Origin of the sequence: Streptomyces sp. NPDC048171 (genome assembly GCF_043202655.1) — a bacterium.
Taxonomy (GTDB): domain Bacteria; phylum Actinomycetota; class Actinomycetes; order Streptomycetales; family Streptomycetaceae; genus Streptomyces.
Genome location: NZ_JBIDAU010000004.1, coordinates 1 through 22,040, shown reverse-complemented (window position 1 = coordinate 22,040; position 22,040 = coordinate 1). Strand labels below are relative to the sequence as shown.

The 22,040-nt window shown below is 70.4% G+C and carries 22 protein-coding genes and 1 rRNA gene; 15 read left to right on the top strand and 8 right to left on the bottom strand.

From position 1 onward, the window contains the following. Positions 1-106 precede the first annotated feature (106 nt). From pstS to pstB, 4 genes are all read left to right on the top strand, one after another. Positions 107-1,237, top strand: a complete 1,131-nt coding sequence (pstS, locus tag ACGF3J_RS11835) for a phosphate ABC transporter substrate-binding protein PstS (protein WP_346346252.1) — start codon at positions 107-109, stop codon at positions 1,235-1,237. Positions 1,238-1,361: 124 nt separating this feature from the next. Then, the gene (gene pstC / locus ACGF3J_RS11830; RefSeq protein ID WP_393854047.1) at positions 1,362-2,372 is read left to right on the top strand and encodes a phosphate ABC transporter permease subunit PstC; all 1,011 of its coding nucleotides are present in this window, start codon (positions 1,362-1,364) and stop codon (positions 2,370-2,372) included. Beyond that, positions 2,369-3,427, top strand: coding sequence for a phosphate ABC transporter permease PstA (pstA, locus tag ACGF3J_RS11825; protein ID WP_161331179.1), 1,059 nt, complete (start codon positions 2,369-2,371; stop codon positions 3,425-3,427). Before pstC ends, pstA begins: the two co-directional genes overlap by 4 nt. Positions 3,428-3,476: 49 nt before the next feature. Continuing rightward, positions 3,477-4,253: a phosphate ABC transporter ATP-binding protein PstB gene (pstB, locus tag ACGF3J_RS11820; RefSeq protein WP_122621145.1), complete on the top strand. Its 777-nt coding sequence runs from the start codon at positions 3,477-3,479 to the stop codon at positions 4,251-4,253. Positions 4,254-4,356: 103 nt separating this feature from the next. On the opposite strand, the gene pitH is transcribed toward pstB, so the two are convergent. Both pitH and ACGF3J_RS11810 read right to left on the bottom strand, forming a co-directional pair. Beyond that, positions 4,357-5,355 (bottom strand): low-affinity phosphate transporter PitH, encoded by a 999-nt coding sequence (gene pitH, locus ACGF3J_RS11815; protein ID WP_161331178.1) that lies wholly within the window; start codon positions 5,353-5,355, stop codon positions 4,357-4,359. Between the two features lie 7 nt (positions 5,356-5,362). After that, entirely contained in the window at positions 5,363-5,983 is a 621-nt protein-coding gene (locus ACGF3J_RS11810) for a DUF47 domain-containing protein (protein ID WP_122621147.1), read from the bottom strand. Between the two features lie 239 nt (positions 5,984-6,222). Here ACGF3J_RS11810 and ACGF3J_RS11805 point away from each other — a divergent pair, with 239 nt between their 5' ends. Beyond that, entirely contained in the window at positions 6,223-6,600 is a 378-nt protein-coding gene (locus tag ACGF3J_RS11805) for a metal-sensitive transcriptional regulator (protein ID WP_161331177.1), read from the top strand. Here ACGF3J_RS11805 and ACGF3J_RS11800 read toward each other — a convergent pair. Both ACGF3J_RS11800 and ACGF3J_RS11795 read right to left on the bottom strand, forming a co-directional pair. Next, positions 6,586-6,750 carry a hypothetical protein gene (locus ACGF3J_RS11800; RefSeq protein WP_007451049.1) on the bottom strand — a complete coding sequence of 55 codons (165 nt, stop codon included), beginning with the start codon at positions 6,748-6,750 and terminating at the stop codon, positions 6,586-6,588. The two genes, ACGF3J_RS11805 and ACGF3J_RS11800, sit on opposite strands and share 15 nt — an antisense overlap. Positions 6,751-6,827: 77 nt before the next feature. Continuing rightward, the gene (locus ACGF3J_RS11795) at positions 6,828-7,733 is read right to left on the bottom strand and encodes a hypothetical protein (RefSeq protein ID WP_161331176.1); all 906 of its coding nucleotides are present in this window, start codon (positions 7,731-7,733) and stop codon (positions 6,828-6,830) included. Between the two features lie 88 nt (positions 7,734-7,821). Here ACGF3J_RS11795 and ACGF3J_RS11790 point away from each other — a divergent pair, with 88 nt between their 5' ends. Together ACGF3J_RS11790 and ACGF3J_RS11785 are read left to right on the top strand one after the other, a co-directional pair. Beyond that, positions 7,822-7,992, top strand: a complete 171-nt coding sequence (locus ACGF3J_RS11790; RefSeq protein WP_202558742.1) for a hypothetical protein — start codon at positions 7,822-7,824, stop codon at positions 7,990-7,992. Positions 7,993-8,253: 261 nt separating this feature from the next. Beyond that, positions 8,254-9,855, top strand: coding sequence for an FAD-binding oxidoreductase (locus ACGF3J_RS11785; RefSeq protein WP_393854046.1), 1,602 nt, complete (start codon positions 8,254-8,256; stop codon positions 9,853-9,855). Between the two features lie 21 nt (positions 9,856-9,876). Here the strand turns inward: ACGF3J_RS11785 and ACGF3J_RS11780 are convergent, their stop codons facing one another. Then, positions 9,877-10,587, bottom strand: coding sequence for a phosphatase PAP2 family protein (locus ACGF3J_RS11780; RefSeq protein WP_161329924.1), 711 nt, complete (start codon positions 10,585-10,587; stop codon positions 9,877-9,879). A gap of 206 nt (positions 10,588-10,793) precedes the next feature. Beyond that, positions 10,794-11,801 (bottom strand): NlpC/P60 family protein, encoded by a 1,008-nt coding sequence (locus tag ACGF3J_RS11775; RefSeq protein ID WP_393854045.1) that lies wholly within the window; start codon positions 11,799-11,801, stop codon positions 10,794-10,796. A gap of 417 nt (positions 11,802-12,218) precedes the next feature. Between ACGF3J_RS11775 and ACGF3J_RS11770 the strand changes: the two genes are divergently transcribed. From ACGF3J_RS11770 to ACGF3J_RS11745, 6 genes are all read left to right on the top strand, one after another. Beyond that, the gene (locus ACGF3J_RS11770; protein WP_055417641.1) at positions 12,219-12,527 is read left to right on the top strand and encodes a hypothetical protein; all 309 of its coding nucleotides are present in this window, start codon (positions 12,219-12,221) and stop codon (positions 12,525-12,527) included. A 167-nt stretch (positions 12,528-12,694) separates the two neighbouring features. Next, the gene (locus tag ACGF3J_RS11765; RefSeq protein ID WP_393854044.1) at positions 12,695-13,501 is read left to right on the top strand and encodes a hypothetical protein; all 807 of its coding nucleotides are present in this window, start codon (positions 12,695-12,697) and stop codon (positions 13,499-13,501) included. Further along, complete coding sequence (locus ACGF3J_RS11760) at positions 13,491-14,828, top strand: hypothetical protein (protein WP_393854043.1); 1,338 nt, start codon at positions 13,491-13,493, stop codon at positions 14,826-14,828. Before ACGF3J_RS11765 ends, ACGF3J_RS11760 begins: the two co-directional genes overlap by 11 nt. Beyond that, positions 14,825-16,384 (top strand): SCO6880 family protein, encoded by a 1,560-nt coding sequence (locus tag ACGF3J_RS11755; protein ID WP_161329927.1) that lies wholly within the window; start codon positions 14,825-14,827, stop codon positions 16,382-16,384. The genes ACGF3J_RS11760 and ACGF3J_RS11755 overlap by 4 nt, the downstream gene beginning before the upstream one ends. Before the next feature lie 12 nt (positions 16,385-16,396). Next, positions 16,397-17,809, top strand: a complete 1,413-nt coding sequence (locus ACGF3J_RS11750; protein WP_161329928.1) for an ATP-binding protein — start codon at positions 16,397-16,399, stop codon at positions 17,807-17,809. Positions 17,810-17,832: 23 nt separating this feature from the next. Further along, positions 17,833-19,317, top strand: coding sequence for a type IV secretory system conjugative DNA transfer family protein (locus ACGF3J_RS11745; protein WP_393854042.1), 1,485 nt, complete (start codon positions 17,833-17,835; stop codon positions 19,315-19,317). Between the two features lie 10 nt (positions 19,318-19,327). On the opposite strand, the gene ACGF3J_RS11740 is transcribed toward ACGF3J_RS11745, so the two are convergent. Beyond that, the gene (locus ACGF3J_RS11740; RefSeq protein ID WP_202558416.1) at positions 19,328-19,888 is read right to left on the bottom strand and encodes a GNAT family N-acetyltransferase; all 561 of its coding nucleotides are present in this window, start codon (positions 19,886-19,888) and stop codon (positions 19,328-19,330) included. A gap of 94 nt (positions 19,889-19,982) precedes the next feature. On the opposite strand from ACGF3J_RS11740, the gene ACGF3J_RS11735 reads away from it, so the two are divergent. Both ACGF3J_RS11735 and ACGF3J_RS11730 read left to right on the top strand, forming a co-directional pair. Continuing rightward, positions 19,983-21,239 carry a sensor histidine kinase gene (locus ACGF3J_RS11735; RefSeq protein ID WP_393854041.1) on the top strand — a complete coding sequence of 419 codons (1,257 nt, stop codon included), beginning with the start codon at positions 19,983-19,985 and terminating at the stop codon, positions 21,237-21,239. Beyond that, the gene (locus ACGF3J_RS11730; RefSeq protein WP_161329931.1) at positions 21,236-21,904 is read left to right on the top strand and encodes a response regulator transcription factor; all 669 of its coding nucleotides are present in this window, start codon (positions 21,236-21,238) and stop codon (positions 21,902-21,904) included. Before ACGF3J_RS11735 ends, ACGF3J_RS11730 begins: the two co-directional genes overlap by 4 nt. A 49-nt stretch (positions 21,905-21,953) precedes the next feature. On the opposite strand, the gene rrf is transcribed toward ACGF3J_RS11730, so the two are convergent. Further along, positions 21,954-22,040: ribosomal RNA gene (gene rrf, locus ACGF3J_RS11725) — 5S ribosomal RNA — on the bottom strand; the annotation flags it as partial.

The window sequence follows — 22,040 nt, the reverse complement described above, 5'->3', positions numbered from 1 at the left end:
CTTAGCCGATACGGGTCGCACCCGAAAGCGCGTCCGTATCCCAAAGCTCGCAGTCCTCGCACGCCGCCGGATTCAGGACGGCGGCTCCTGGAAGGAACTCCCTCAAGTGAAGCTTCAGCGCATGAACCGGCGGGCCCTCGCTCTCGGTGCTCTCGCCGTCTCCGGCGCCCTGGCCCTCACGGCGTGCGGCTCCGACGACACCGGCGGCAACAGCGGTAGCGGCGACAGCAGCAACGCCGCCGCCAACAGCAACATCAAGTGCGAGGACGCCAAGGGCCAGCTCCAGGCGTCCGGCTCCTCCGCCCAGAAGAACGCGATCGACGCCTGGGTCAAGCAGTACGTCGCCGCCTGCAAGGGCGTGCAGATCAACTACAACCCGACCGGTTCGGGTGCGGGCATCACCGCGTTCACGCAGGGCCAGACCGCGTTCGCCGGTTCGGACTCCGCGCTCAAGCCCGACGAGGTCGAGGCCTCCAAGAAGGTCTGCAAGGACGGCCAGGCCATCAACCTGCCGATGGTCGGCGGCCCGATCGCGGTCGGCTTCAACGTCCCCGGTGTCGACACCCTCAACCTGGACGCCGCGACGCTCGCCAAGATCTTCGACAGCAAGATCACCAACTGGAACGACCCGGCGATCGCCAAGCTCAACCCCGAGGCCAAGCTGCCCGACCTGAAGATCCAGGCCTACCACCGCTCGGACGAGTCCGGCACCACGGACAACTTCACCAAGTACCTGAAGGCCGCCGCGCCCGACGACTGGAAGTACGAGGGCGGCAAGTCCTGGCAGGCCAAGGGCGGCCAGTCCGCGCAGGGCTCCTCCGGCCTGGCCGGCGGGGTGAAGCAGACCGCCGGTGCCATCTCGTACTTCGAGCTGTCGTACGCGAAGGAGGGCATCAAGACCGTCGACGTCAAGACCGCGGCCGCGGAGCCGGTTCCGGCCACCGTCGAGAACGCCACCGCCGCCATCGGCGCGGCCAAGGTCGTCGGCACCGGCAAGGACCTCGCGCTGGAGCTGGACTACACCCCGGACGCCGCCGGCGCCTACCCGATCGTCCTGGTGACGTACGAGATCGCCTGCGACAAGGGCAACAAGGCGGAGACCCTGCCCGCCGCCAAGTCCTTCCTGAACTACATCGCCTCGGAGGACGGCCAGGGCCTGCTGGCGGACGCCGGCTACGCCCCGATGCCCACCGAGATCATCACCAAGGTCCGCGAGACCATCTCGGGCCTGAGCTGACCCGAGTGCGGTCCGGTCCCCGCCCGGGGGCCGGGCCGCACCGTCCGGTGCACCGCCGCCAGGAGCCCCCCGCGGGCTCCGCCCGAGCCGCCGCGTACGACGGCTCCGCAGACCGGAGAACCCGATGGACATAACTACGGACACCCAGAAGCCGACACCCTCTCCCACGCCCCCGCCCGCCACCCCCGGGGACAAGGGCGCCGCCCGCGGCGCCACCCGCCCCGGCGACCGGATCTTCCTCGGGCTCTCCCGCGGGTCCGGCATCCTGGTGCTGGTCATCATGGCCGCCATCGCGGCCTTCCTCACCTACCGCGCCGCCCTCGCGATCAGCGAGGACGAGGCCAACTTCTTCACCACCTTCGAGTGGAACCCGAGCGGCGACCCGGCCGAGTTCGGCATCGCGGTCCTGGCCTTCGGCACCGTCGTGTCGTCGATCATCGCCATGGTCATCGCGGTCCCGATCGCCGTCGGCATCGCCCTGTTCATCACGCACTACGCACCGCGCAGGCTGGGCGGCCCGATCGCCTACGTGATCGACCTGCTCGCCGCGGTGCCCTCGATCGTCTACGGCCTGTGGGGCGCGCTCGTCCTCGTGCCGCACCTGAACGGGCTCTACGGCTGGCTGGACCAGTACCTCGGCTGGACCGGGATCCTGGAGTGGAACGGCGGCGCCCCGCGCTCGCTGTTCACCGTGGGCATCCTGCTCGCGATCATGATCCTGCCGATCATCACCAACGTCAGCCGCGAGGTCTTCCGGCAGGTCCCGCGCATGCACGAGGAGGCCGCCCTGGCCCTCGGCGCCACGCGCTGGGAGGTCATCCGGATGTCGGTGATCCCCTTCGGCCGCTCCGGCGTCATCTCCGCCTCGATGCTCGGCCTCGGCCGCGCCCTCGGCGAGACGATGGCCGTCGCGATGGTCCTCTCGCCGACCTTCGACATCAGCCCCAGCCTGCTCGACCCGGGCGGCGGCACCTTCGCGCAGAACATCGCCAGCAAGTTCAACGAGGCGACCGTGATGGGCCAGGACACGCTGATCGCCTCCGGCCTGGTCCTCTTCGTGATCACCCTGGCCGTCAACGGCGCGGCCCGCATGATCATCGCCCGCCGCAAGGAGTACTCGGGGGCCAACGCATGAGCCACGCAACCCTTACCCCCAAGAGCCGCGGTTCGCTGCGCGGCGCGACCCTGCCCAAGTGGTTCCCCTGGGCGGTCGCCGGCGGCTCGGTCCTCACCGGCCTGGGCATCAGCGCCGCGGCCGGGCTGAACAGCAGCATCCAGTGGGCGCTGATCGCCGCGGTGCTCTTCGTCGCCGGCTCGTACGGCATCTCGGCGCGCGTCGAGGGCGTGCGCCAGGCCAAGGACCGGGTGGCGACCAGCATGGTCTGGGTCGCCTTCCTGATGGCGCTGATCCCGCTGCTCTCCCTGATCTGGGAGACCGTGAAGCAGGGCGTGAAGGTCCTCGACGGCTACTTCCTCAGCCACTCGATGGGCGTCGTCGCCGACAGCGAGCCCGGCGGCGGCATCTACCACGCCATCCTCGGCACCCTGGAGCAGGTCGGCCTCGCCACCCTGTTCTCCGTGCCGATCGGCGTGCTCACCGCGATCTACCTGGTCGAGTACGGGCGCGGCCGGCTCGCCAAGGCCGTCACCTTCTTCGTCGACGTCATGACGGGCATCCCGTCGATCGTCGCGGGTCTGTTCGTCCTCAGCCTGTGGGTCCTGATCCTCGACATGGGCCCGTCCGGCATCGCCGGCTCCTTCGCCCTGTGCATCCTGATGATCCCGGTGGTCGTCCGGTCCACCGAGGAGATGCTCAAGCTCGTCCCGAACGAGCTGCGCGAGGCGTCGCTGGCCCTGGGCGTGCCGAAGTGGCGCACCATCCTCAAGGTGGTCCTGCCGACGTCGATCGGCGGCATCGTCACCGGTGTCATGCTGGCCGTCGCCCGCATCACCGGCGAGACGGCCCCCGTGCTGCTGCTGGTCTGGGGCACCGACTTCATCAACGCGAACCCGTTCCAGGATCCGCAGGAGTCGCTGCCGATGTACATCTACCTCCAGTACAGCGCGGGCTCCGACTCGGCCTACGACCGTGCCTGGGCGGCGGCCCTGACGCTCATCGCGTTCATCATGATCCTGAACCTGGCGGCCCGCGGCATCGCCCGCTGGAAGGCCCCGAAGTCCGGTCGCTGACGCGGCCAAGGCGACAACAGTCAGCGACCCGAAAGAAGCAGTGATTTCCATGGCCAAGCGCATTGATGTCAGCGGCCTCAACGCCTACTACAGCTCCTTCCTGGCCATCGAGGACATCTCGATGACCGTCGAGCCCCGCTCCGTGACGGCCTTCATCGGCCCGTCCGGCTGCGGCAAGTCCACCTTCCTGCGCACGCTCAACCGCATGCACGAGGTCACCCCGGGCGGCCGGGTGGACGGCAAGGTCATGCTGGACGACGAGAACCTCTACGGCACCGGCATCGACCCGGTCGCCGTGCGCCGCGAGGTCGGCATGGTCTTCCAGCGCCCGAACCCGTTCCCGACGATGTCGGTCTACGACAACGTGGCGGCGGGCCTGCGCCTCAACGGCAAGTACAAGAAGTCCCAGCTGGACGACGTCGTCGAGAAGTCCCTGCGGGGCGCGAACCTCTGGAACGAGGTCAAGGACCGCCTGAACAAGCCGGGCTCCGGGCTCTCCGGCGGCCAGCAGCAGCGCCTGTGCATCGCGCGGGCGATCGCGGTCGAGCCGAACGTCCTGCTCATGGACGAGCCCTGCTCCGCCCTCGACCCGATCTCCACCCTCGCGATCGAGGACCTGATCGGCGAGCTGAAGGAGCGCTTCACGATCGTCATCGTGACGCACAACATGCAGCAGGCGGCGCGCGTCTCCGACCGCACGGCGTTCTTCAACCTGGCGGCCGTCGGCCAGCCCGGCAAGCTGATCGAGATCGACGACACGGAGCGCATCTTCTCCAACCCGTCGGTCCAGGCCACGGAGGACTACATCTCCGGCCGCTTCGGCTAGACCCGCCCCCCGATCCCCTCGCGGTGCTGCATGGCGGTGCCACCGCGAGGAGCACAAGGGCCCGCCCCCGACAACGGGGGCGGGCCCTCCTAGCTGTCACGCCCTACAGGAACAGCAGATTCACCAGCCAGAACGACACCGCGGCCACCACCGCGGCCGCCGGCATCGTGATGAACCAGCCCATGATGATGTTGCGCGCGACGCCCCAGCGCACGGCGTTCACCCGCTTCGTGGCGCCGACACCCATGATCGACGACGTGATGACGTGCGTCGTGGAGATCGGCGCGTGGAACAGGAACGCCGACCCGAACATGATCGACGCACCGGTCGTCTCCGCGGCGAACCCCTGCGGCGGGTCCAGCTCGATGATCTTGCGACCCAGCGTCCGCATGATCCGCCAGCCACCGGCATACGTCCCCGCGGACAGCATCAGCGCACAGGCGATCTTCACCCACACCGGGATCGGGTCGCCGTAGTCCTCGACATCGGCGATGACCAGCGCCATGACCACGATGCCCATCGTCTTCTGGGCGTCCTGCAGACCGTGTCCCAGCGCCATGCCCGCCGCCGACACCGTCTGCGCGATACGGAAACCGCGCTTCGCCTTGTGCGGGTTGGCCCGCCGGAACATCCACATGATCGCGGTCATCACCAGATAACCGGAGACCAGGCCGATGACCGGCGACAGGAACATGGGGATGACGATCTTGTCGACGACCCCGTGCCAGTACACGGTCGTGCTCCCGGCGAGCGCGGCCCCCACCATGCCGCCGAACAGCGCGTGCGAGGACGAGGACGGCAGACCGAAGTACCAGGTGATGAGGTTCCAGACGATCGCGCCCACGAGCGCGGCGAAGAGGATCCCCATCCCCTTCGAGCCCTCGGGCGTCTCGATCAGCCCCTCGCTGACGGTCTTGGCGACCCCGGAACCCATGAACGCGCCGGCGAGGTTCATGACGGCGGCCATCGCGAGCGCCGCCCGGGGCGTCAGCGCACGCGTCGACACGGACGTCGCGATCGCGTTCGCCGAGTCGTGGAAGCCGTTGGTGTACGTGAAGAAGAGCGCGACCCCGATGGTCACGACCAGAGCGAAGGTGTCCATGAAGAGGTCAGGACTCCTTGACGGCGATGGTCTCCACCGTGTTCGCCACGTGCTCGAAGGCGTCGGCCGCTTCCTCCAGCACATCCACGATCTGCTTGAGCTTCAGCACCTCTATTGCCTCGTAGGTGCCGTTGAAGAGGTGGGCGAGCAGCTTGCGGTGGATCTGGTCGGCCTGGTTCTCCAGGCGGTTGACCTCGATCCAGTACTCGGTGAGGTTGTCCATGGTGCGCAGGTTCGGCATGGCCTCGGCGGTCAGCTCGGCGGCCCGCGCCAGTACCTCGATCTGCTGCTCGACGCCCTTGGGCAGTTCCTCGACGTTGTAGAGGACGACCAGGTCGACGGCCTCCTCCATGAAGTCCATGATGTCGTCGAGGGACGACGCGAGGTTGTAGATGTCCTCGCGGTCGAAGGGCGTGATGAACGAGGAGTTCAGCTGGTGGAAGATCGCGTGCGTGGCGTCGTCACCCGCGTGTTCGGCGGCCCGCATACGCTCTGCGATCTCGGCCCGGGCGGATGCGTCCGCCCCGAGCAGTTCCATCAGGAGTTTCGAGCCCGTGACGATGTTGTCCGCGGAGGCGGCGAACATGTCGTAGAAGCTCGTCTCCCTGGGGGTCAGACGAAAGCGCACGTGGGGTCCTCGGGGTGCATGGGTTTCGGTCAGGCTGATGCTAGGCGCATCATCCGGCCACGGCTAACGGGCCGTCCCCCAGTGTCGCCCATCAGGCAGAGTGATGAGCAGGGGGGCGACGTCGGGGCTCTGCGAAGGGCCCCTTACCCGGGAAAGTTCGTTACCATATACCCGTCAGGGGTATATGTCCGCAATCCCCTGGATCCCCCGGATCCGACGAAACCCAGCAGGAGGACGCGATGACGACCACCGAGGCCGACGCGGGTGCGTCCTCCGCCGCCCTGGAACAGGTGGAGACGGACGGCACGGAGATCGTGACCGACCACGACCGCGGCATCCACGGCTACCACAAGCAGAAGGACGAGCACCTCAAGCGCCTGCGCCGCATCGAGGGCCAGATCCGCGGCCTGCAGCGCATGGTCGACGAGGACGTCTACTGCATCGACATACTCACCCAGGTCTCGGCCTCGACGAAGGCCCTCCAGTCCTTCGCGCTGCAGCTCCTGGAGGAGCACCTGCGCCACTGCGTCGCCGACGCGGCCGTCAAGGGCGGCGCCGAGATCGACGCGAAGGTGGAAGAGGCGACGAAGGCCATCGGCCGGCTACTGCGCACGTGAGCGCTCCTCGGCCACGCGCAGCACCTCGTCGATGCTCTCGAGGCTGAGCCGCTCCCGGGCGGCCGACGCCGCGATGATCAGCTCACCGCAGAGCTCGATCTCGGCGAGGGCCACGTGGTCCTGAACCGCCGTGCCGCCGACCGGAGCCACACCCGTCACCTCGTCTCTGCCGTCACCGACTTCCTAGAGTAGGGAGCGGCCTACGCACCGCGCATGGCACGGAAGGGCTAGTTCTTGCCGTCTGCCGCCCCATCCGCGGCCCCGGCCGCAGCCCCACCGGGCTCCGCCGCGATCCGGCCGGCGTAGATGTCCCGCTCCTCGGGCAGCCGTACGCGGACGGCGGTGCCGAAGCCGAAGAGCAGCGTCGTCGAGGCGACGGCCACGGTGCCCTCCTCGCCTGCGTTGACGAAGCTGAAGCGCTGCCGGAGCTTGCGGATGCGCCCTTCGTCGTCCAGGTAGGCGTCGAACGGCACCTCGGCGGTGGCGAACCCCTCGGCCGCCGCGGCCAGCGCCTTCCTGTTGCCGTCCGAGGCACCGCGGGCCGCCCGCGCGAGATCGGCGGTCCCCCGGTAGTGCCGCACCGCGGTCCCCGCGACCTCGGTGCGCTCCACGAACGTCGCCCGGTGCGTGCCGCGCAGCACCTCTGCGGCGGCGAAGGGGTCCGTCGCCCCGCCGGTCACCAGGTTGCCGTCGGACAGCGAGGCGGTGTCGACGCGCACCCACTTGTCCTCGGGCACGCCGGCGCCCCGGTTCTTCATGAACAGCGCGCCCGGCGCGAGCAGCTCGGTGATCGGCCGGTGCCCATTCGTCCCCGCCGGATCCTGCGGCAGCCGCACCTTCAGCCGCCCGAGCCGTGCCTCGAAGTCGTACACGCCCTCGCCGCGGATGGTCACCCGCGTCCCGCCGCTGGCCATCTCCATCGCGGTGCGCGCCTTGGCGCTCCCGGCGGCCACCAGCCGGTCGGCGGCCTGGTGCAGCACGGCGACCGGATCACCGCCCTCCGCCCCCTGCGCGGTGGCCCCCGGACCGGAGCACGCGGCACCGGTCAGACACACGCAGACGACACCCCCGGCCAGGGCGAGCCCACGGCCCGCCCTCGTCCTGCCCCGCCGCTCCCTCTCCCGCCCGACCATCGCCACCTGCCCCAAGCCGTCCCGCCCGTTCCGGACCCCCTGCCGTCCCGGTTAACGAGGGGCAGGCGACCCCGGTAACGTTGCGGGCGTGGCGCAACAGGACGGCATCGAAGCCCCCGGGGACGCCCCGGAACACCTCACGACGACGGTCGAGCAGGGCCCGTTCTGCCTGGCCCGCTGCACCTGCGGCTGGCGAGGCCCGGCCCGAAGAGCCAGAAGCCAGGCCCGCACGGACGCGGAAACCCACGACCAGGCGTAGCCCCAGGCAGCCACACCCGCGTAGCCGCGGACAACCGCCCCTGCCGTAGCTGCGGGCAATCGTGCCGCTGGGGCGGCACGGGTGGGCGCAGCGGCACCCCGCCACGCCGGGCCGCGACACCCACCCCCGGCCCACGGCAGCACCGGTCCCCCAGCCGACCTCACCGCACCCACGCCGGACCACCCACCAGGCCCACTCGTGGAACCCCCACCCCCACACCCCCGTCTCCTCCCAAGACCCCCCACGGGACGCGGAGGCGACATGCACCGGCGCACATTCCTAGGCGGCTCCGCAGCCGCCGCCCTCACCGCAACCACGGCCTCGGCCTGCACAGGCACAAGCCCCGGCACGGACCCCGGCCCCGGCCGCCCTGGCCCGGCGAAGAACCCCGAGACCACCCCCCGCCTCACCAACACCGCAACCTCCACCCGCACTCCCACCCGCACCCCCACCCCCGCCTCCTGGACGGCCCTGGCCAAATCCCTGGACGGCCCCCTGCTCCGCCCCGGCGACCGCGCCTGGCAATCCGCCCACCGCCTCTACAACACCCGCTTCGACGCCCTCAAACCGACCGCCGTCGCCTACGCCGCCCACCCCGACGACATCCGCACGGCCCTCTCCTACGCCCGCGCCCACCACGTCCCCGTGGCCATCCGCAACGGCGGCCACTCCTACGCGGGCTGGTCCTCCGGCGACGGCCGTCTGATCATCGACGTCTCGAAACTCAACCGCGTCCGCGCGAGCGGCAACGAGGCCACCGTCGGCGCCGGCGCCAAGCTCATCGACGTGTACCGCGCCCTCTCCGCGAAGGGCGTCACCATCCCCGCCGGCTCCTGCCCCACCGTCGGCATCTCCGGCCTCACCCTCGGCGGCGGCCACGGCGTCGTCTCCCGCGCCTACGGCCTGACCTGCGACAGCCTCACCCGGGCCACCCTGATCACGGCGGACGGCAAGCAGATCACCGCCGACGCCAAGAACGGCCACAAGGACCTGTTCTGGGCCCTGCGCGGGGCGGGCAACGCCAACTTCGGCATCGTCACCGAGTTCCAGTTCCGCACCCACCCGGCCCCCCGGGCCGTGACGGCGTACCTGACCTGGCCGTGGCGCAGGGCCGCCGCGGTCGTCCGCGCCTGGCAGGAGTGGGGACCGGACCAGCCCGACGAGATCTGGTCGTCCCTCCACCTGGCCGCCGCCCACGGCCGCACGCCCACCGTCTCGGTCGCCGCCTTCTCCCTGGGCGGCTACCGCGAACTGCAGAACGCCGTGGACCGCCTGGCCGGCCGCATCGGCTCGCCCGCGAGCAAGGTGTACCTCAAGCGGCGTTCGTACGCGGAGTCGATGGAGATGTACGCGGGCTGCTCGTCGTTCTCCACCGACGCCCGCTGCCACCTGCCGGGCTCCACCCCGGGCCGCTCCCCCGAGGGCCGGCTCGGCCGCGAGACGTACGCGGCCCGCTCGGACTTCTTCGACCGCTCGATCCCGGCGGACGGCATCCGCGCCCTGCTCTCCCGCCTCACCGCGGTGCGCGGCGGCGCCGGCAGCATCGCGTTCACCGCGCTCGGCGGCGCGGTGAACCGCGTCTCCCCGACGGCGACCGCGTTCGTGCACCGCCGCTCCCGGACGCTGGCCCAGTACCTCGTCTCGTGGCGGCCGGGCACGAGCGGCGCGGACGCCCAGTCCTGGCTGGCCTCCGCCCACAAGTCGATGCGCCCCTACGCCTCGGGCGCCGCCTACCAGAACTACACGGACCCGACCCTGACGGACTGGCGGAAGGCCTACTACGCCGACGCGGCCCCGCGCCTGGCGAAACTCAAGCACCAGTACGACCCGGACCGCGTCTTCGACAACCCCCAGGCGCTCTAGAAAGGCGCCCGCGTACGTCCTCTAGGCGGCGAGATCCCGCTCGCCCGCCCCGGCGCTCTCCTTGCGCGCCCCGGGGATCACGGCATCGCGTCCGGCCGTGCCCTCCGGGCCGCGCGCGCTGACCAGCCACCCCACCCGGGGCGACCGCTCGATCGCGCGGGTCAGCGGTGTGAGCAGGGCCATGGCCACCGGCGACAGCAGCAGCGCGACCGCCGTGCCGAGGGCGAAGCCGCCCACGACGTCCGTCGGGTAGTGCACACCCATGTAGACCCGGGCGAAGCCGCCGAACAGCGCGAGCACGATCGCGGCGATCCCGAACTTGCGGTGGGCCACGAACAGGGCGACGGCCAGCGCCATCACGAGCGTCGCGTGATCGCTGACGAAGGAGAAGTCGTTCTTGCCCTCGATCAGCACCTCCAGCCCGTCATGGGTCTTGAAGGGCCGGGGACGCTCCACGAAACCCCGTATCGGGACGTTGATCAGTACCGCGACGCCGGCCGCGAGCGGCGCCCACACGAGGGCCGCCACGTTCGACGCCGCGTCCTCGCCGCCGCGCCGCCGCACACCCCACCAGCAGCAGAGCACCAGCAGCACGATCGCGAACAGCAGTCCGTACTCACCGACGAACTCCATGACCCGGTCGAACCAGTGCGGCGCGTCCTTGGCCAGGCCATTGATGTCGTAGAGCAGCTCGACGTCGGGGTTCGACCCGGATTCGGCGAGTCCAGCCATGGTGCTGCGGCCCCTTCGTCATGTCCTCCGGCGCGCCGAACGCGCACCTCTTCCGCCACCCCCGTGGTCACCTGCACGCACACAGGAACGCACGACCCCCGTTGATACGTTCCACACTCCACTGAATGATCACGCAGACGTTATCGAAGAGAAACACGTCGCCGCAGCTCAGGGCAGGGTTTCACGCTTAGTTCACACCCTCGCATTCACACCGTGGTGGGCAGCGCTTTCGCGCCATCCTCGGTCACCCGCGTGGCCCCGAAGTAGTCGGGGGTGTCGATCGGGTCGAACCGGATCACAGCACCCGTGCGGGGCGCGTCGATCATGTAGCCGCCGCCCACGTAAATCCCCACATGCCGGATGGCCCGGGAGTTGGTGAGATCGTCCGAGAAGAACACCAGGTCGCCGGGGAGCAGTTCGTCCCGCGAGGGATGCGGCCCCGCGTTGTACTGGTCGTTCGCGACGCGCGGCAGCTTGATCCCCACGCTCTCGTACGCCGCCTTGGTCAGCCCCGAGCAGTCGAACCGCCCGCCCTGCTCGGGCGTGCCGTTCCCGCCCCAGAGATAGAGCGTGCCGAGCTTCTTCTGCGCGTACGCGATGGCCCCGGCGGCCTGCTCCGACGGATCCACCCGCGTCTGGGGCGCCGCGAAGCTCTTCTCCAGGGTGGTGATCACCTTCACGTAGTTCCGGGTCTCCTTGTACGGCGGGACACCCTGGTACTTGATCACCGCGTAGGCCCCCGCGTTGTAGGAGGCCAGCATGTTCTCGGTCGGATTCCCGGGCACGTCCTTCACGTACGACGCGAGGGAGCAGTCGTACGAGGCGGCCGACGGGATCGCGTCGTTGGGATCCCACACGTCCCGGTCGCCGTCCCCGTCCCCGTCGATGCCGTGGGTCGCCCACGTCCCGGGGATGAACTGCGCTATGCCCTGCGCCGCCGCGTGGCTCTGCGCCTTCGGGTTGAAGCCGCTCTCCTGGTAGAGCTGGGCGGCGAGCAGCGCCGGGTTGATGGCGGGGCAGAGATTTCCCCACTTCTGCACGAGCGGCTGGTAGGCCGCGGGCACCGACCCCTTGGCGAGCTTCTTCGTCCCTCCGCCGGCGCCTCCCGCGAGACCTCCCGCGACCAGGTAGACGCCCACGACCAGCAGCATCACGAAGGAGAGACCGGACCCGACGACCACGGTCCCCGCGATCCATGCCTTACGCACCGTCAACCGCCCCTCGCCGTCCAGGAGTCGCCGCCCGGCTCAGTGTAGAGGCGACACCCGTGCGGCGGCCGTCACCGGACGAACACCGAAACGGTCCTTCACCCGACCACCCGTCAGAATCCGCCACCAGGACCCGAAGACGGCCTGAAAGGGCCTAACGACCGAACCGCCCGGCAGGTTTCGCTCACGCATCGTTGCCCCTCGTGACCTGCCGTGATACACAGAGTGACGATACGACACTTCGTACCCCGTCACGCGCCTCCCTGAGCACCCGGCGTGAAGCGGTGGCAAGCTATTCGTACGAAACCCGCCAATCAATGACGCCAAGTCGACATACGACGGCGGCATTGTCAGCGACAATGAGGCCTGACCTCTGCACGTCCGCAGAGGGCGCGGAACTACCCAACAGGGGCGGTGACTTACATGCTCTTTGCGGCCGACGAGGGAGACATCAACACCATCATCGGGGGGATCGCTCCGGACTGGGGCCCCTTCGGCAGCCTGGGCAACGAGGCCAAGATCATGATCGAGGTGGTGATGGCCGTCGCCATTCTGCTCTGCCTCGGCATCGCCATCTGGGGCGCCGCCAAACAGCGCATCGGCGCCACCGCGCTGCGCGACACCTTCAGCGCGGAGCAGGGCAAGGGCCTCATCATTGCCGGGCTGACGGGCGTGTTCATCATCGGCTCGCTCGGCACCCTCTTCACCATCGTGTACGGGATGGCCGTGTAGCCCGGCACCCCACGGTCCCTGTCTCCCCCATCCCACCCGCCCGTCGTGCCAACCGGCTGAGGTTGCGTTTCCCTGATGTCGAGTCACCACACCGCGCCCGCGCGGGAACCAGCACGGCTACCGTCGTACTTCTACGGCAGGCACGACGTCGAGGGGGCGTACGCGGCATGAGTCTCGGAGACGACCACCAGTCCTCCGGCGGTTACGGCGGCACCGGTCAGACACGGACCAGACTGCCCGACGCGGACGGGGGTCCGCGGCGCGGCGGCCGCTCGTCCTCACGGAGCCTGGTCACGGTGGTCGGCGTCGTCGTCCTCCTCATCGCGGCGATCGCCTTCGCGAACCGTGGAGGAGACGATTCCGCAGCCCCGGACGACGAGGCGGCCGCCGGCAACCCCAAAACCTCGGCAACGGCCCCCTCCGGCACCCAGCCGGTCCAGTCGGGCTTCGCCCACGACGACCAGGGCGCACAGAGCGCGGCGGCGAACTACGCGGTGGCACTGGGATCTGACGGCATGTTCGACAAGGCCAGACGGCACGGGATCGTCGACACCGTCTACGCGCCCGATGTCGCCGCCTCGCGGCAGGCGGATCTGGACGGCGCGTACGCGAACCCGAAGTTCCTGGCCAACATCGGCCTGGACAACAGCGGCAAAGCGCCGGCGGGGCAGACGTTCGTCTCACGGGTGATCCCGGTCGGCACCAAGATCACGGCGTCAAGTGCCGACAAGGCGACCGTCGAGGTCTGGTACACCTCGCTCTTCGGACTGTCCGGCGGCAAGTCGACCAACCCGGTGACCGAGAGCTGGTACACCACCACGTACCAGCTGACCTGGACAAACGAGGACTGGAAGGTCACCGACTTCCAGCAGAAGGACGGGCCTGTGCCGGTCGGGCGCGATCAGCGGGCTTCCACCGCCGAAGACATGACGAAGGCCGTCGAGGAGTACGGAGGGTTCACGTATGCGCGCTAACCACCGCTTCCTCAAGGTCACGGCCGCCCTCGCCGCCGTGCAGGCCTCGGCCGTGCTGCTGGCCACCCGCGCCGTCGCCGCACCCACCCCTACGCCGACTCCCGCGCCCAGTGACGACCCGTGCGACCTCATCCGCGGCCCCGCCAAGGACTACTGCCAACGAGGCGAAGGCGGCGGATCCACCGGAGGTACCGGCGGGGGCGACTACAGCCCCACCGCCACCCTCGACCCCCTCTCCTCCCTCGCCAAGGGCTGCGCCAAGGCCGCCGCCTGGACCATCGACAAGCTCAGCGCCGCCGTGCAGGACACCGCCAACGTCGACTTCACGAACCCGACGTTCCTCCAGCAGTACGCCGTCGTCTTCGCGGCGTCGACGATCCTCACGCTCCTCCTGTGGCTGCTGGCCGTCGCCAAGCGGGCCGTGCGCGGCGTCCCGCTCACCACCGCGCTCTCCGAGGCGATCGGGTTCCTCTGGCTCACCGTCCTCGCGTCGGCGTTCACGCCGCTGATCCTGTACACGGTCGTCTCCGCCACCGACGGCGTCACGGACGTCCTCGCCAAGGCCACCGGCGACCAGACGGACACCTTCTTCGGCACGTTCTCCGGCGCCCTGGAGAAGGGCGAGGACATCGGCGGCGGACCGATCATGCTGATCGTCGTCTCCCTGGTGTCGATCCTCGCCGCCGGCGTCCTCTGGCTGGAACTCGTCATCCGCGCCGCCCTGCTCTACGTCGGCGCCCTGCTCGGCACCGTCGTCTACGCCGGCCTGGTCGACAAGAACCTGTGGGGCCACGTCCGCCGCTGGGCCGGAATCATGATCGCCGTGATCCTCGTCAAGCCCGTCATCGTCATCGTCCTCGGGCTGGCCGGCGCCCTGTCGGCCGACGACGGACCCGACGCCTTCTCGGCCGTCGTCTCCGGCCTCGCCATCATCCTGCTCGCGATCTTCGCCTCGGCGATGATCTACCGCTTCGTCCCCGGCTTCGGCGACGAGATCGCGAACGGCCGCAACAACCGCATCATGCAGGGCGCCGAAGGCAAGGCCGCCGCGGTGATCAGCTCCCCGGCGAACCTCGTCGCCCAGGGCATCAGAACCCACAGCGCCCGCAACAACGGCGACGGCGGCGGCCAGTCCTCGTCCTCCGCGGCCGCCCGCCCCTCGAACCCCGCCTCCGGCGGAGTCGCCGCGCACAGCTCGCGCCCCTCGAACGGCGGCGGCGGAAATGTCCCCTCCGCCGCACCCGCACCGCGCTCCGGCAGCCCGGTGAACACGCCCCACGCCAGCAACACCCGCAACAGCAAGAGCACAGGAGGTGACGGGCGTTGACGACCGAGTCCCACGTGTCCCATCCGGTCACGCCCCGCCGTACGTATCTGATCGGCCGCGCCCGGCCGAACGCGATCGTCGGCCGCAACCGCGAGACCGGTGAGATCGCGCTGATCGTCGTGGGCGCCTTCCTCGGCATGATGTGCGGGCTCCTCGTCCCCGTCCTCTCCCTGCGCATCGTGCTGCTCTGCGGCTTCCCGATGCTCGCGCTGGCGGCCGTCTACGTGCCGTACAAGCACCGCACGTTCTACAAGTGGTTCGAGATCAACCGCAGCTTCAAGCGGACGCTGCGCAACGGCACCACCTACCGCTCCGGCGCCATCGAGGCGGGCACCCGGGCCGACGGGCGTGAGGTCGAGGTCGGCCCACCGCCCGGCATCGGCCGCATCAGCTGGCTGGCGGCGCCCTTCGGCCCCGACGAGATCGCCGTTCTGCTGCACGCCGACCGCAAGACGGTCACCGCCGCCATCGAGATCGAGGGCCCCGGCGTCGGGCTGCGCGACTCCGAGGACCAGGAAGCCCTGGTCGACCGCTTCGGCACCCTGCTCAAGCACGTGGCCAACGGCGACGGCTTCGTCACCCGCATCCAGATGCTGGCCCGCACCCTCCCGGCCGACCCCGACGCGCACGCCAAGGACGTCGCCCAGCGCGGCGACGCCAAGTCGCTGCCGTGGCTCCAGCAGTCGTACGACCAGCTCCAGTCGATGGTGTCGACCAGCAGCGAGCAGCACCGCGCGTACCTCATCGCCTGCATGCACTACAACCGCGACCTGGCCGCCGAGGCCAACGCCATGGCCCGCGCCGCCCGCCCGCAGAACGGGCGCAAGCTGGACCGGGACGCCGGCCTCGCCGTCGTCATGGCGCGCGAGCTGACCGACATCTGCTCCCGCCTCCAGGAAGCCGACATCCGCGTACGCCAGCCGCTGGGCCAGGGCCGGCTCGCCTCCCTCGTACACGCCATGTACGACCCGGACCACCCCATCGACCACATCCAGGCGATGACCAAGCGCAACGCCTGGCCGGCCGAGCTGGACGCCATGGAGCCCACCTACCTCCAGGCCAAGACCCGCGAGTCCTCCACCCGCGCGCCCTGGTGCCACGCCACCGCCTGGATCAAGGAGTGGCCGATGACCCCGGTCGGCGTGAACTTCCTCGCGCCGCTCCTCGTCCACACCCCGGACGTCATCCGCACGGTCGCCGTGACCATGGACCTCGAACCCACCGAGGTCGCCATCGAACGCATGCTGACCGAGAAGACCAACGACGACGCCGAGGCGTCCCGCGCCGCCAAGATGAACCGGACCGTGGACCCCCGCGACATCGCCGCCCACGGCCGCCTCGACCAGCGCGGCGAGGACCTCGCCAGCGGCGCGGCCGGCGTCAACCTGGTCGGCTACATCACCGTCTCCTCCCGTACCCCCGAGGCCCTGGCCCGCGACAAGCGGACGATAAGGGCGTCGGCCGGGAAGTCGTACCTGAAACTGGAGTGGTGCGACCGTGAGCACCATCGCGCCTTCGTGAACACACTTCCGTTCGCCACCGGCATCCGAAGGTAGGGGCTGAGCCAGATGCGGGACCCGCTGTCCGTCCTCACCGAGGCCTTCACGTCCTTCCTCTTCGGGAAGGTGGAGACGACCCGCCTCCCCGTCCGCACCTCCACGGGCCAGGCCCAGGCCGTCTACCTGCCCACCGCCGCGCCCGGCCTCGGCGACTCCGGCGTGATCATCGGCCGCGAGGTCTACTCCGGCAAGGGCTACATCTACGACCCCTTCCAGCTCTACGGCCAGCAGCTCCCCGCCCCGCACTGGCTGGTGCTCGGGGAGTCCGGCAACGGCAAGTCCGCGCTGGAGAAGACGTACGTCCTGCGCCAGCTCCGCTTCCGCGACCGCCAGGTCGTGGTCCTGGACGCCCAGGGCGAGGACGGCGTCGGCGAGTGGAACCTCATCGCCGAGGAGCTGGGCATAACTCCCATCCGCCTCGACCCGATGGCCGCCCTGGACCACGGCATCCGCCTCAACCCCCTCGACCCGGCGATCACGACGACCGGCCAGCTCGCGCTGCTCCGGACGATCATCGAGGTCGCCATGGGGCACGGCCTCGACGAGCGCTCCGGCTTCGCGCTCAAGGTGGCGCACGCCTACGTCAACGAGACCATCGTCGAACGCCAGCCCGTCCTCACCGACATCGTCGAGCGGCTCCGCCACCCCGAGCCGGAGTCCGCCGAGGCGATGAACGTCGCCATAGACGACGTGCGGGCCTGGGGCCTGGACGTGGCCCTCGTCCTCGACCGCCTCGTCGACGGTGACCTGCGCGGCATGTTCGACGGCCCGACGACGGTCGGCATCGACCTCGACGCCCCGCTGATCGTCTTCGACCTCTCCCACATCGACCGCAACTCCATCGCCATGCCGATCCTCATGGCCATCGTCGGCGTCTGGCTGGAGCACACCTGGATCCGCCCCGACCGGAAGAAGCGCATCTTCCTGGTCGAGGAGGCCTGGCACATCATCAACAGCCCGTTCGTGGCGCAGCTGTTCCAGCGGCTGCTGAAGTTCGGACGCCGGCTCGGCCTGTCCTTCGTGGCGGTGGTCCACCACCTGTCCGACGTCGTCGACGGCGCGGCGGCCAGAGAGGCCGCGGCCATCCTCAAGATGGCCTCCACCCGGACCATCTACGCCCAGAAGGCCGACGAGGCGCGGGCCACGGGACGCGTCCTCGGCCTGCCACGCTGGGCCGTGGAGATCATCCCCACCCTCACGCCGGGCATCGCGGTGTGGGACGTCAACGGCAACGTCCAGGTGGTCAAACACCTGATCACCGAGACCGAACGCCCCCTGGTCTTCACCGACCGCGCGATGACCCAGTCCTCCGCCGAGTTCAACGACGACGCCCTGCGCGCCGCCGAACTGGAGGCGGAGGAACGGGCAGCGGCCTTCATGGAGCAGCACATCGGCGACTCGTCCGAATCGACGGTGGCGTAGGAACACGGGGAGGGACCGGACGCATGAGACCGGACGACCACCGCGACCAGCGGCCGGCCCAGGGTGGCATCCCGGACGGCCTGCTGGTCGGCATACTCGCCTTCCTCCTCGGCATGACCCTGCTGGTGTGGACCGCGACCGGGCTGTCCGCCCTGTTCACCCACGGCTCCTGGCCCCCGGGCGTGACCTTCGCCGGCACCCCGCTGGCCATGCGCGAGCTGATCGCCGAGCCCCACGACATCCCCGGCGCCTGGCCCGACACCCCGGCGGGCGCGCTCTCCGGTTACGGCTTGTTCTGGGGGCTGTTCATCGGCCAGATGATGGTGCTGGTCGTCCTGACGGTGTTCGTGATGGGCACGGTGGCCCGGTGGCGGGCGGTACGACAGCGACGGCGTGCGGAGGCGGTGGCGGCGCCCGTGCGGGAGCCTGAGCCTGCGCGGGAACCGGAGCCTACGCCTGCGCGGGAGCCGGTGCACGAAGTACCGGTCCCCAGGGCACCGGAGCAGCAGACGGTTCCGGAGGTACCGCCCGTCACTTCTGTGGCCGACGGTGAACGGGTGGGCGTATGGGAAACAAACCGCGCCGAAGGCGCGGTGCACTACGGCCCCCCGGACACCCGCCACTCAACGGCGACCCGGACCCTTCGTGACGCGGAAGGCGCGGCCCTGGTAGTCACCTCCAACCCGGCCCTCTGGCAGGACACCAAGGACGCCCGCGCCAAGCTCGGCCCGGTCCACCTGTACGACCCCACCCACCGCTGCGACACCCCGGCCCGCCTCCACTGGTCCCCCACCGCCGGCTGCGAGGACGGACGGACGGCCACGACCAGAGCGGCCGCCCTCCTCGCCCCCATCCGCCCCACCGCCCGCCTCGACCAGGCCGTCAGCGACACCGCCGAACTCCTGCTGCGCAGCTACCTCCACGCGGCCGCCATCGACGGCCGCACCGTCCGCCACGTCCACCGCTGGTCCCAGGGCCTCCAGATCCAGGACGCCGTACGCGTCCTGCGCACCCACCCCAAGGCCGCGCCCGGCGCCGCGGGCGAACTCGAAGGTGCCCTCACCGCCCACCCCGAACGCCGGGACATGGCCCAGCAGTTGACCGCCCGGGCTCTCGCGGCACTCTCCACGGTCAACATCCGCGAGGCCTGCACTCCCAACCGAAGTGATGCCCTCGCCTTGGATTCCTTCGTCCACGAACAGGGCACCCTTTACGTGGTGGGGGAATCCATCGAGGACCCTCGCACGAGCCCCGGCGCGATGCCGCTGCTGACGGCGCTCGTCTCCAGCGTGGTCGAGCGCGGCCGGCGCATGGCCGAACGGTCATCCTCCGGTCGCCTCGACCCACCAATGACCCTCGTCCTGGACGACGTCGCCGCCGTGGCGCCGCTTCCCCAGCTCCCGGAACTGCTGACCACCGGCGCGGACCACGGCATGCCGACCCTGGCCCTGCTCCGTTCCCGGGAACAGGGCCGAGCCCGCTGGCCCCACGACGAACTCCCCGTGTAGCGGTCCCGCGTCAGCGCTCCAGCACGAACTCCAGCTCGTGGTCCCCCGGCCCGCCCGCCAGCGGCACCGTCCGACCGCTCGCCTCGAACCCCGCGTTCCGGTAGGCGCCCTGCGCCCGCCCGTTGTCCGGATGCACGATGAGCCGCGCCCGCTCCGCGCCGTTCGCCCACGCCCACTCCACGCCGACGTCGAACAGCGCCTTGGTCAGCCCGCTCCCCCGCCACTCGGGCCGCACGAACACACCGACGACATGCCCCTGCCGCCGCTCCACGGGGAACCCGGCCCAGTCCGAGGTCCCCGCCTCCTCCACCAGCACGGTCAGCGTGCCGAGCCACAGCCCTCCGGGCCCCACCGCGACGATCTGCTGCGCCTCGGTCTGCCCCTCCGCGGCCTTGGCCGCCCGCTCCTGCCAGTAGGAGTCCGGCCGCGCCGCCGCGTCGTCGTACGTCTCCAGATAGGCGAGGTGCGCCAGCGGATCCCGCAGCGCGCGCAGACGCAGCTCCTTCACGGCGGGCCACTCGTCGGCGCGTATGGAGCGGATCACGTAGTCACCGGGGACCGAGGCACTCATGCGGGCCACCGTAATACCCGGGTACTACACCCCTCACCTCATATACGGCCCCCGGACGGACGCCCCCGCCCGCCTCGCCGCCGACCATGGTCGAATGGAGCCCGTGAAGCCCGTCCCGGAAGACCGAGCGGCCGAACCCCTCACCGAGTACGTCCAGCGCGTCACCCGGCGCCTGCGCGCCTTCGACCGACGCCGTCCGCTCGTGTGGGACCTGCACTTCACCGCCTTCTGGGTCATCGCCGCGCTGACCGACTACGCGGGTGGCGGCTGGCGCCACAACGCCCACAGCCTCGACGTGCCCGGCGGCCTCGTCATCGCCATGAGCCTCGCCTTCTCGGTCCCCCTCCTCTGGCGCCGTACCCACCCCGTGGCCGTGCTCCTCCTCATGGTCCCGGTCGACCTCGTCAACGCCTGGACCGGCACCGCCCTCCAGGCCGCCCTGCTCCAGCTCGTCCTCGTCTTCCACATCACCCTGCGCCGCCCCCTGCGCTCCCTGTGGTGGATGACCCCCGTGGTGACCGCCCCGGCCTTCGTCACCGCCGCCCGGTACGGCGACGACGGCTCCTGGCACCAGCAGATCGGGGCGATGCTCCTGTCCATCGGCGTGGTCGCCCTCATCGCGATCACCACCCGGGCCCGGCGCGACCACACCGAGGTCCTGGAGGACCGCGCACACCGTCTCGAGACCGAACGCGATCAGCAGCTCCGGCTCGCCGCGGCCGCCGAACGCACCCGCATAGCCCGGGAGATGCACGACATCATCGGCCACAACCTCTCCGTGATCACCGGCCTCGCCGACGGCGGACGGTACGCAGCCGCCAAGTCCCCCGAGCGCGCCACTCAGGCCCTGGACGCCATCGGCACCACCAGCCGCCAGGCCCTCGCCGAACTCCGCCGCCTGCTGGACGTCCTGCGCGACGACGATCAGGACGGCCCCGCCGAGCTCGCCCCGCAGCCCGCCCTCACCGACCTCGACCGACTCCTGGACGGCGTCCGCCGCGCGGGCCTCCCCGTCGGTGCGAGCATCGACGGCCGCGCCACGCTCCCCGAGGGCCGCCAGCTCACCCTCTACCGCGTCATCCAGGAAGCCCTCACCAACACCCTCAAGCACGCCGGCCCCGACGCCACCGCACACATCGCCCTCTCCTACGAGGCCGGCGGCGCCGTCACCCTCACGGTCACCGACACCGCCCGGACCGCCCCGTCTCCCGCCCGCCGCGGCGGCCGCGGCCTGCCCGGCATGCGCGAGCGAACGTCCCTGTACGGCGGCACACTTGACGCGGGCCCACGCCCGCACCCCGAACGCGGCTGGCGCGTCCACCTGCATCTACCGGAGGAAATCCCGCAGTGACCACCGTCCTCATCGCCGACGACCAGCCCCTGCAGCGGTTCGGCTTCCGCATGCTCCTGGAGAGCCAGGACGACATGACCGTCGTGGGCGAGGCGCCGGGCGGCGCCGAGGCCGTCCGCCTGACGGCCGAACTCCACCCCGATGTCGTCCTCATGGACGTCCGCATGCCCGGCCTGGACGGCATCGAGGCGACCCGCCGCATCGTCGCGACCGGCGGCCGCACCCGGGTCCTCATCCTCACGACCTTCGACCTCGACGAGTACGCCTACTCCGGCCTGCGCGCCGGCGCGTCCGGCTTCCTGGTCAAGGACGCCCAGCCCGAGGAACTCCTCGCCGGCATCCGGTCGGTGGCCACGGGCGACGCGGTGGTCGCCCCCAGCCTGACCCGCCGCCTGCTCGACGCCTACGTCCAGCACCTGCCGGACGCCTCCGCCGAGCCCGACGACACCCTCGATTCCCGCCTGGCCTCCCTCACCGACCGCGAGACCGAGATCCTGCGGGTCATGGGCCAGGGCTGGACCAACACGGAGATAGCGGAGCGCCTGCACCTGGCCGAGTCGACGGTGAAGACCCACGTGGGCCGCATCCTGTCCAAGACTGGTTCCCGCGACCGCGTCCAGGCGGTGATCCTGGCCTATGACACGAAACTGGTGAGACCCTCATAAACGCAGAAAGCCCCGCACCGTTCCCGGTGCGGGGCTTTCCACAATGATTGTTCGGCGGCGTCCTACTCTCCCACAGGGTCCCCCCTGCAGTACCATCGGCGCTGTAAGGCTTAGCTTCCGGGTTCGGAATGTAACC

Coding starts and splice junctions, on each gene's coding strand:
- pstB (WP_122621145.1), top strand. CDS start 3,477: ATGGCCAAGCGCATTGATGTCAGCGGCCTCAACGCCTACTACAGCTCC.
- ACGF3J_RS11780 (WP_161329924.1), bottom strand. CDS start 10,587: ATGGCTGGACTCGCCGAATCCGGGTCGAACCCCGACGTCGAGCTGCTC.
- ACGF3J_RS11740 (WP_202558416.1), bottom strand. CDS start 19,888: ATGAGTGCCTCGGTCCCCGGTGACTACGTGATCCGCTCCATACGCGCC.
- pstC (WP_393854047.1), top strand. CDS start 1,362: ATGGACATAACTACGGACACCCAGAAGCCGACACCCTCTCCCACGCCC.
- pitH (WP_161331178.1), bottom strand. CDS start 5,355: ATGGACACCTTCGCTCTGGTCGTGACCATCGGGGTCGCGCTCTTCTTC.
- ACGF3J_RS11760 (WP_393854043.1), top strand. CDS start 13,491: ATGCGCGCTAACCACCGCTTCCTCAAGGTCACGGCCGCCCTCGCCGCC.
- ACGF3J_RS11750 (WP_161329928.1), top strand. CDS start 16,397: ATGCGGGACCCGCTGTCCGTCCTCACCGAGGCCTTCACGTCCTTCCTC.
- ACGF3J_RS11805 (WP_161331177.1), top strand. CDS start 6,223: ATGACGACCACCGAGGCCGACGCGGGTGCGTCCTCCGCCGCCCTGGAA.
- ACGF3J_RS11735 (WP_393854041.1), top strand. CDS start 19,983: ATGGAGCCCGTGAAGCCCGTCCCGGAAGACCGAGCGGCCGAACCCCTC.
- ACGF3J_RS11770 (WP_055417641.1), top strand. CDS start 12,219: ATGCTCTTTGCGGCCGACGAGGGAGACATCAACACCATCATCGGGGGG.
- pstA (WP_161331179.1), top strand. CDS start 2,369: ATGAGCCACGCAACCCTTACCCCCAAGAGCCGCGGTTCGCTGCGCGGC.
- ACGF3J_RS11785 (WP_393854046.1), top strand. CDS start 8,254: ATGCACCGGCGCACATTCCTAGGCGGCTCCGCAGCCGCCGCCCTCACC.
- ACGF3J_RS11745 (WP_393854042.1), top strand. CDS start 17,833: ATGAGACCGGACGACCACCGCGACCAGCGGCCGGCCCAGGGTGGCATC.
- ACGF3J_RS11765 (WP_393854044.1), top strand. CDS start 12,695: ATGAGTCTCGGAGACGACCACCAGTCCTCCGGCGGTTACGGCGGCACC.
- ACGF3J_RS11795 (WP_161331176.1), bottom strand. CDS start 7,733: ATGGTCGGGCGGGAGAGGGAGCGGCGGGGCAGGACGAGGGCGGGCCGT.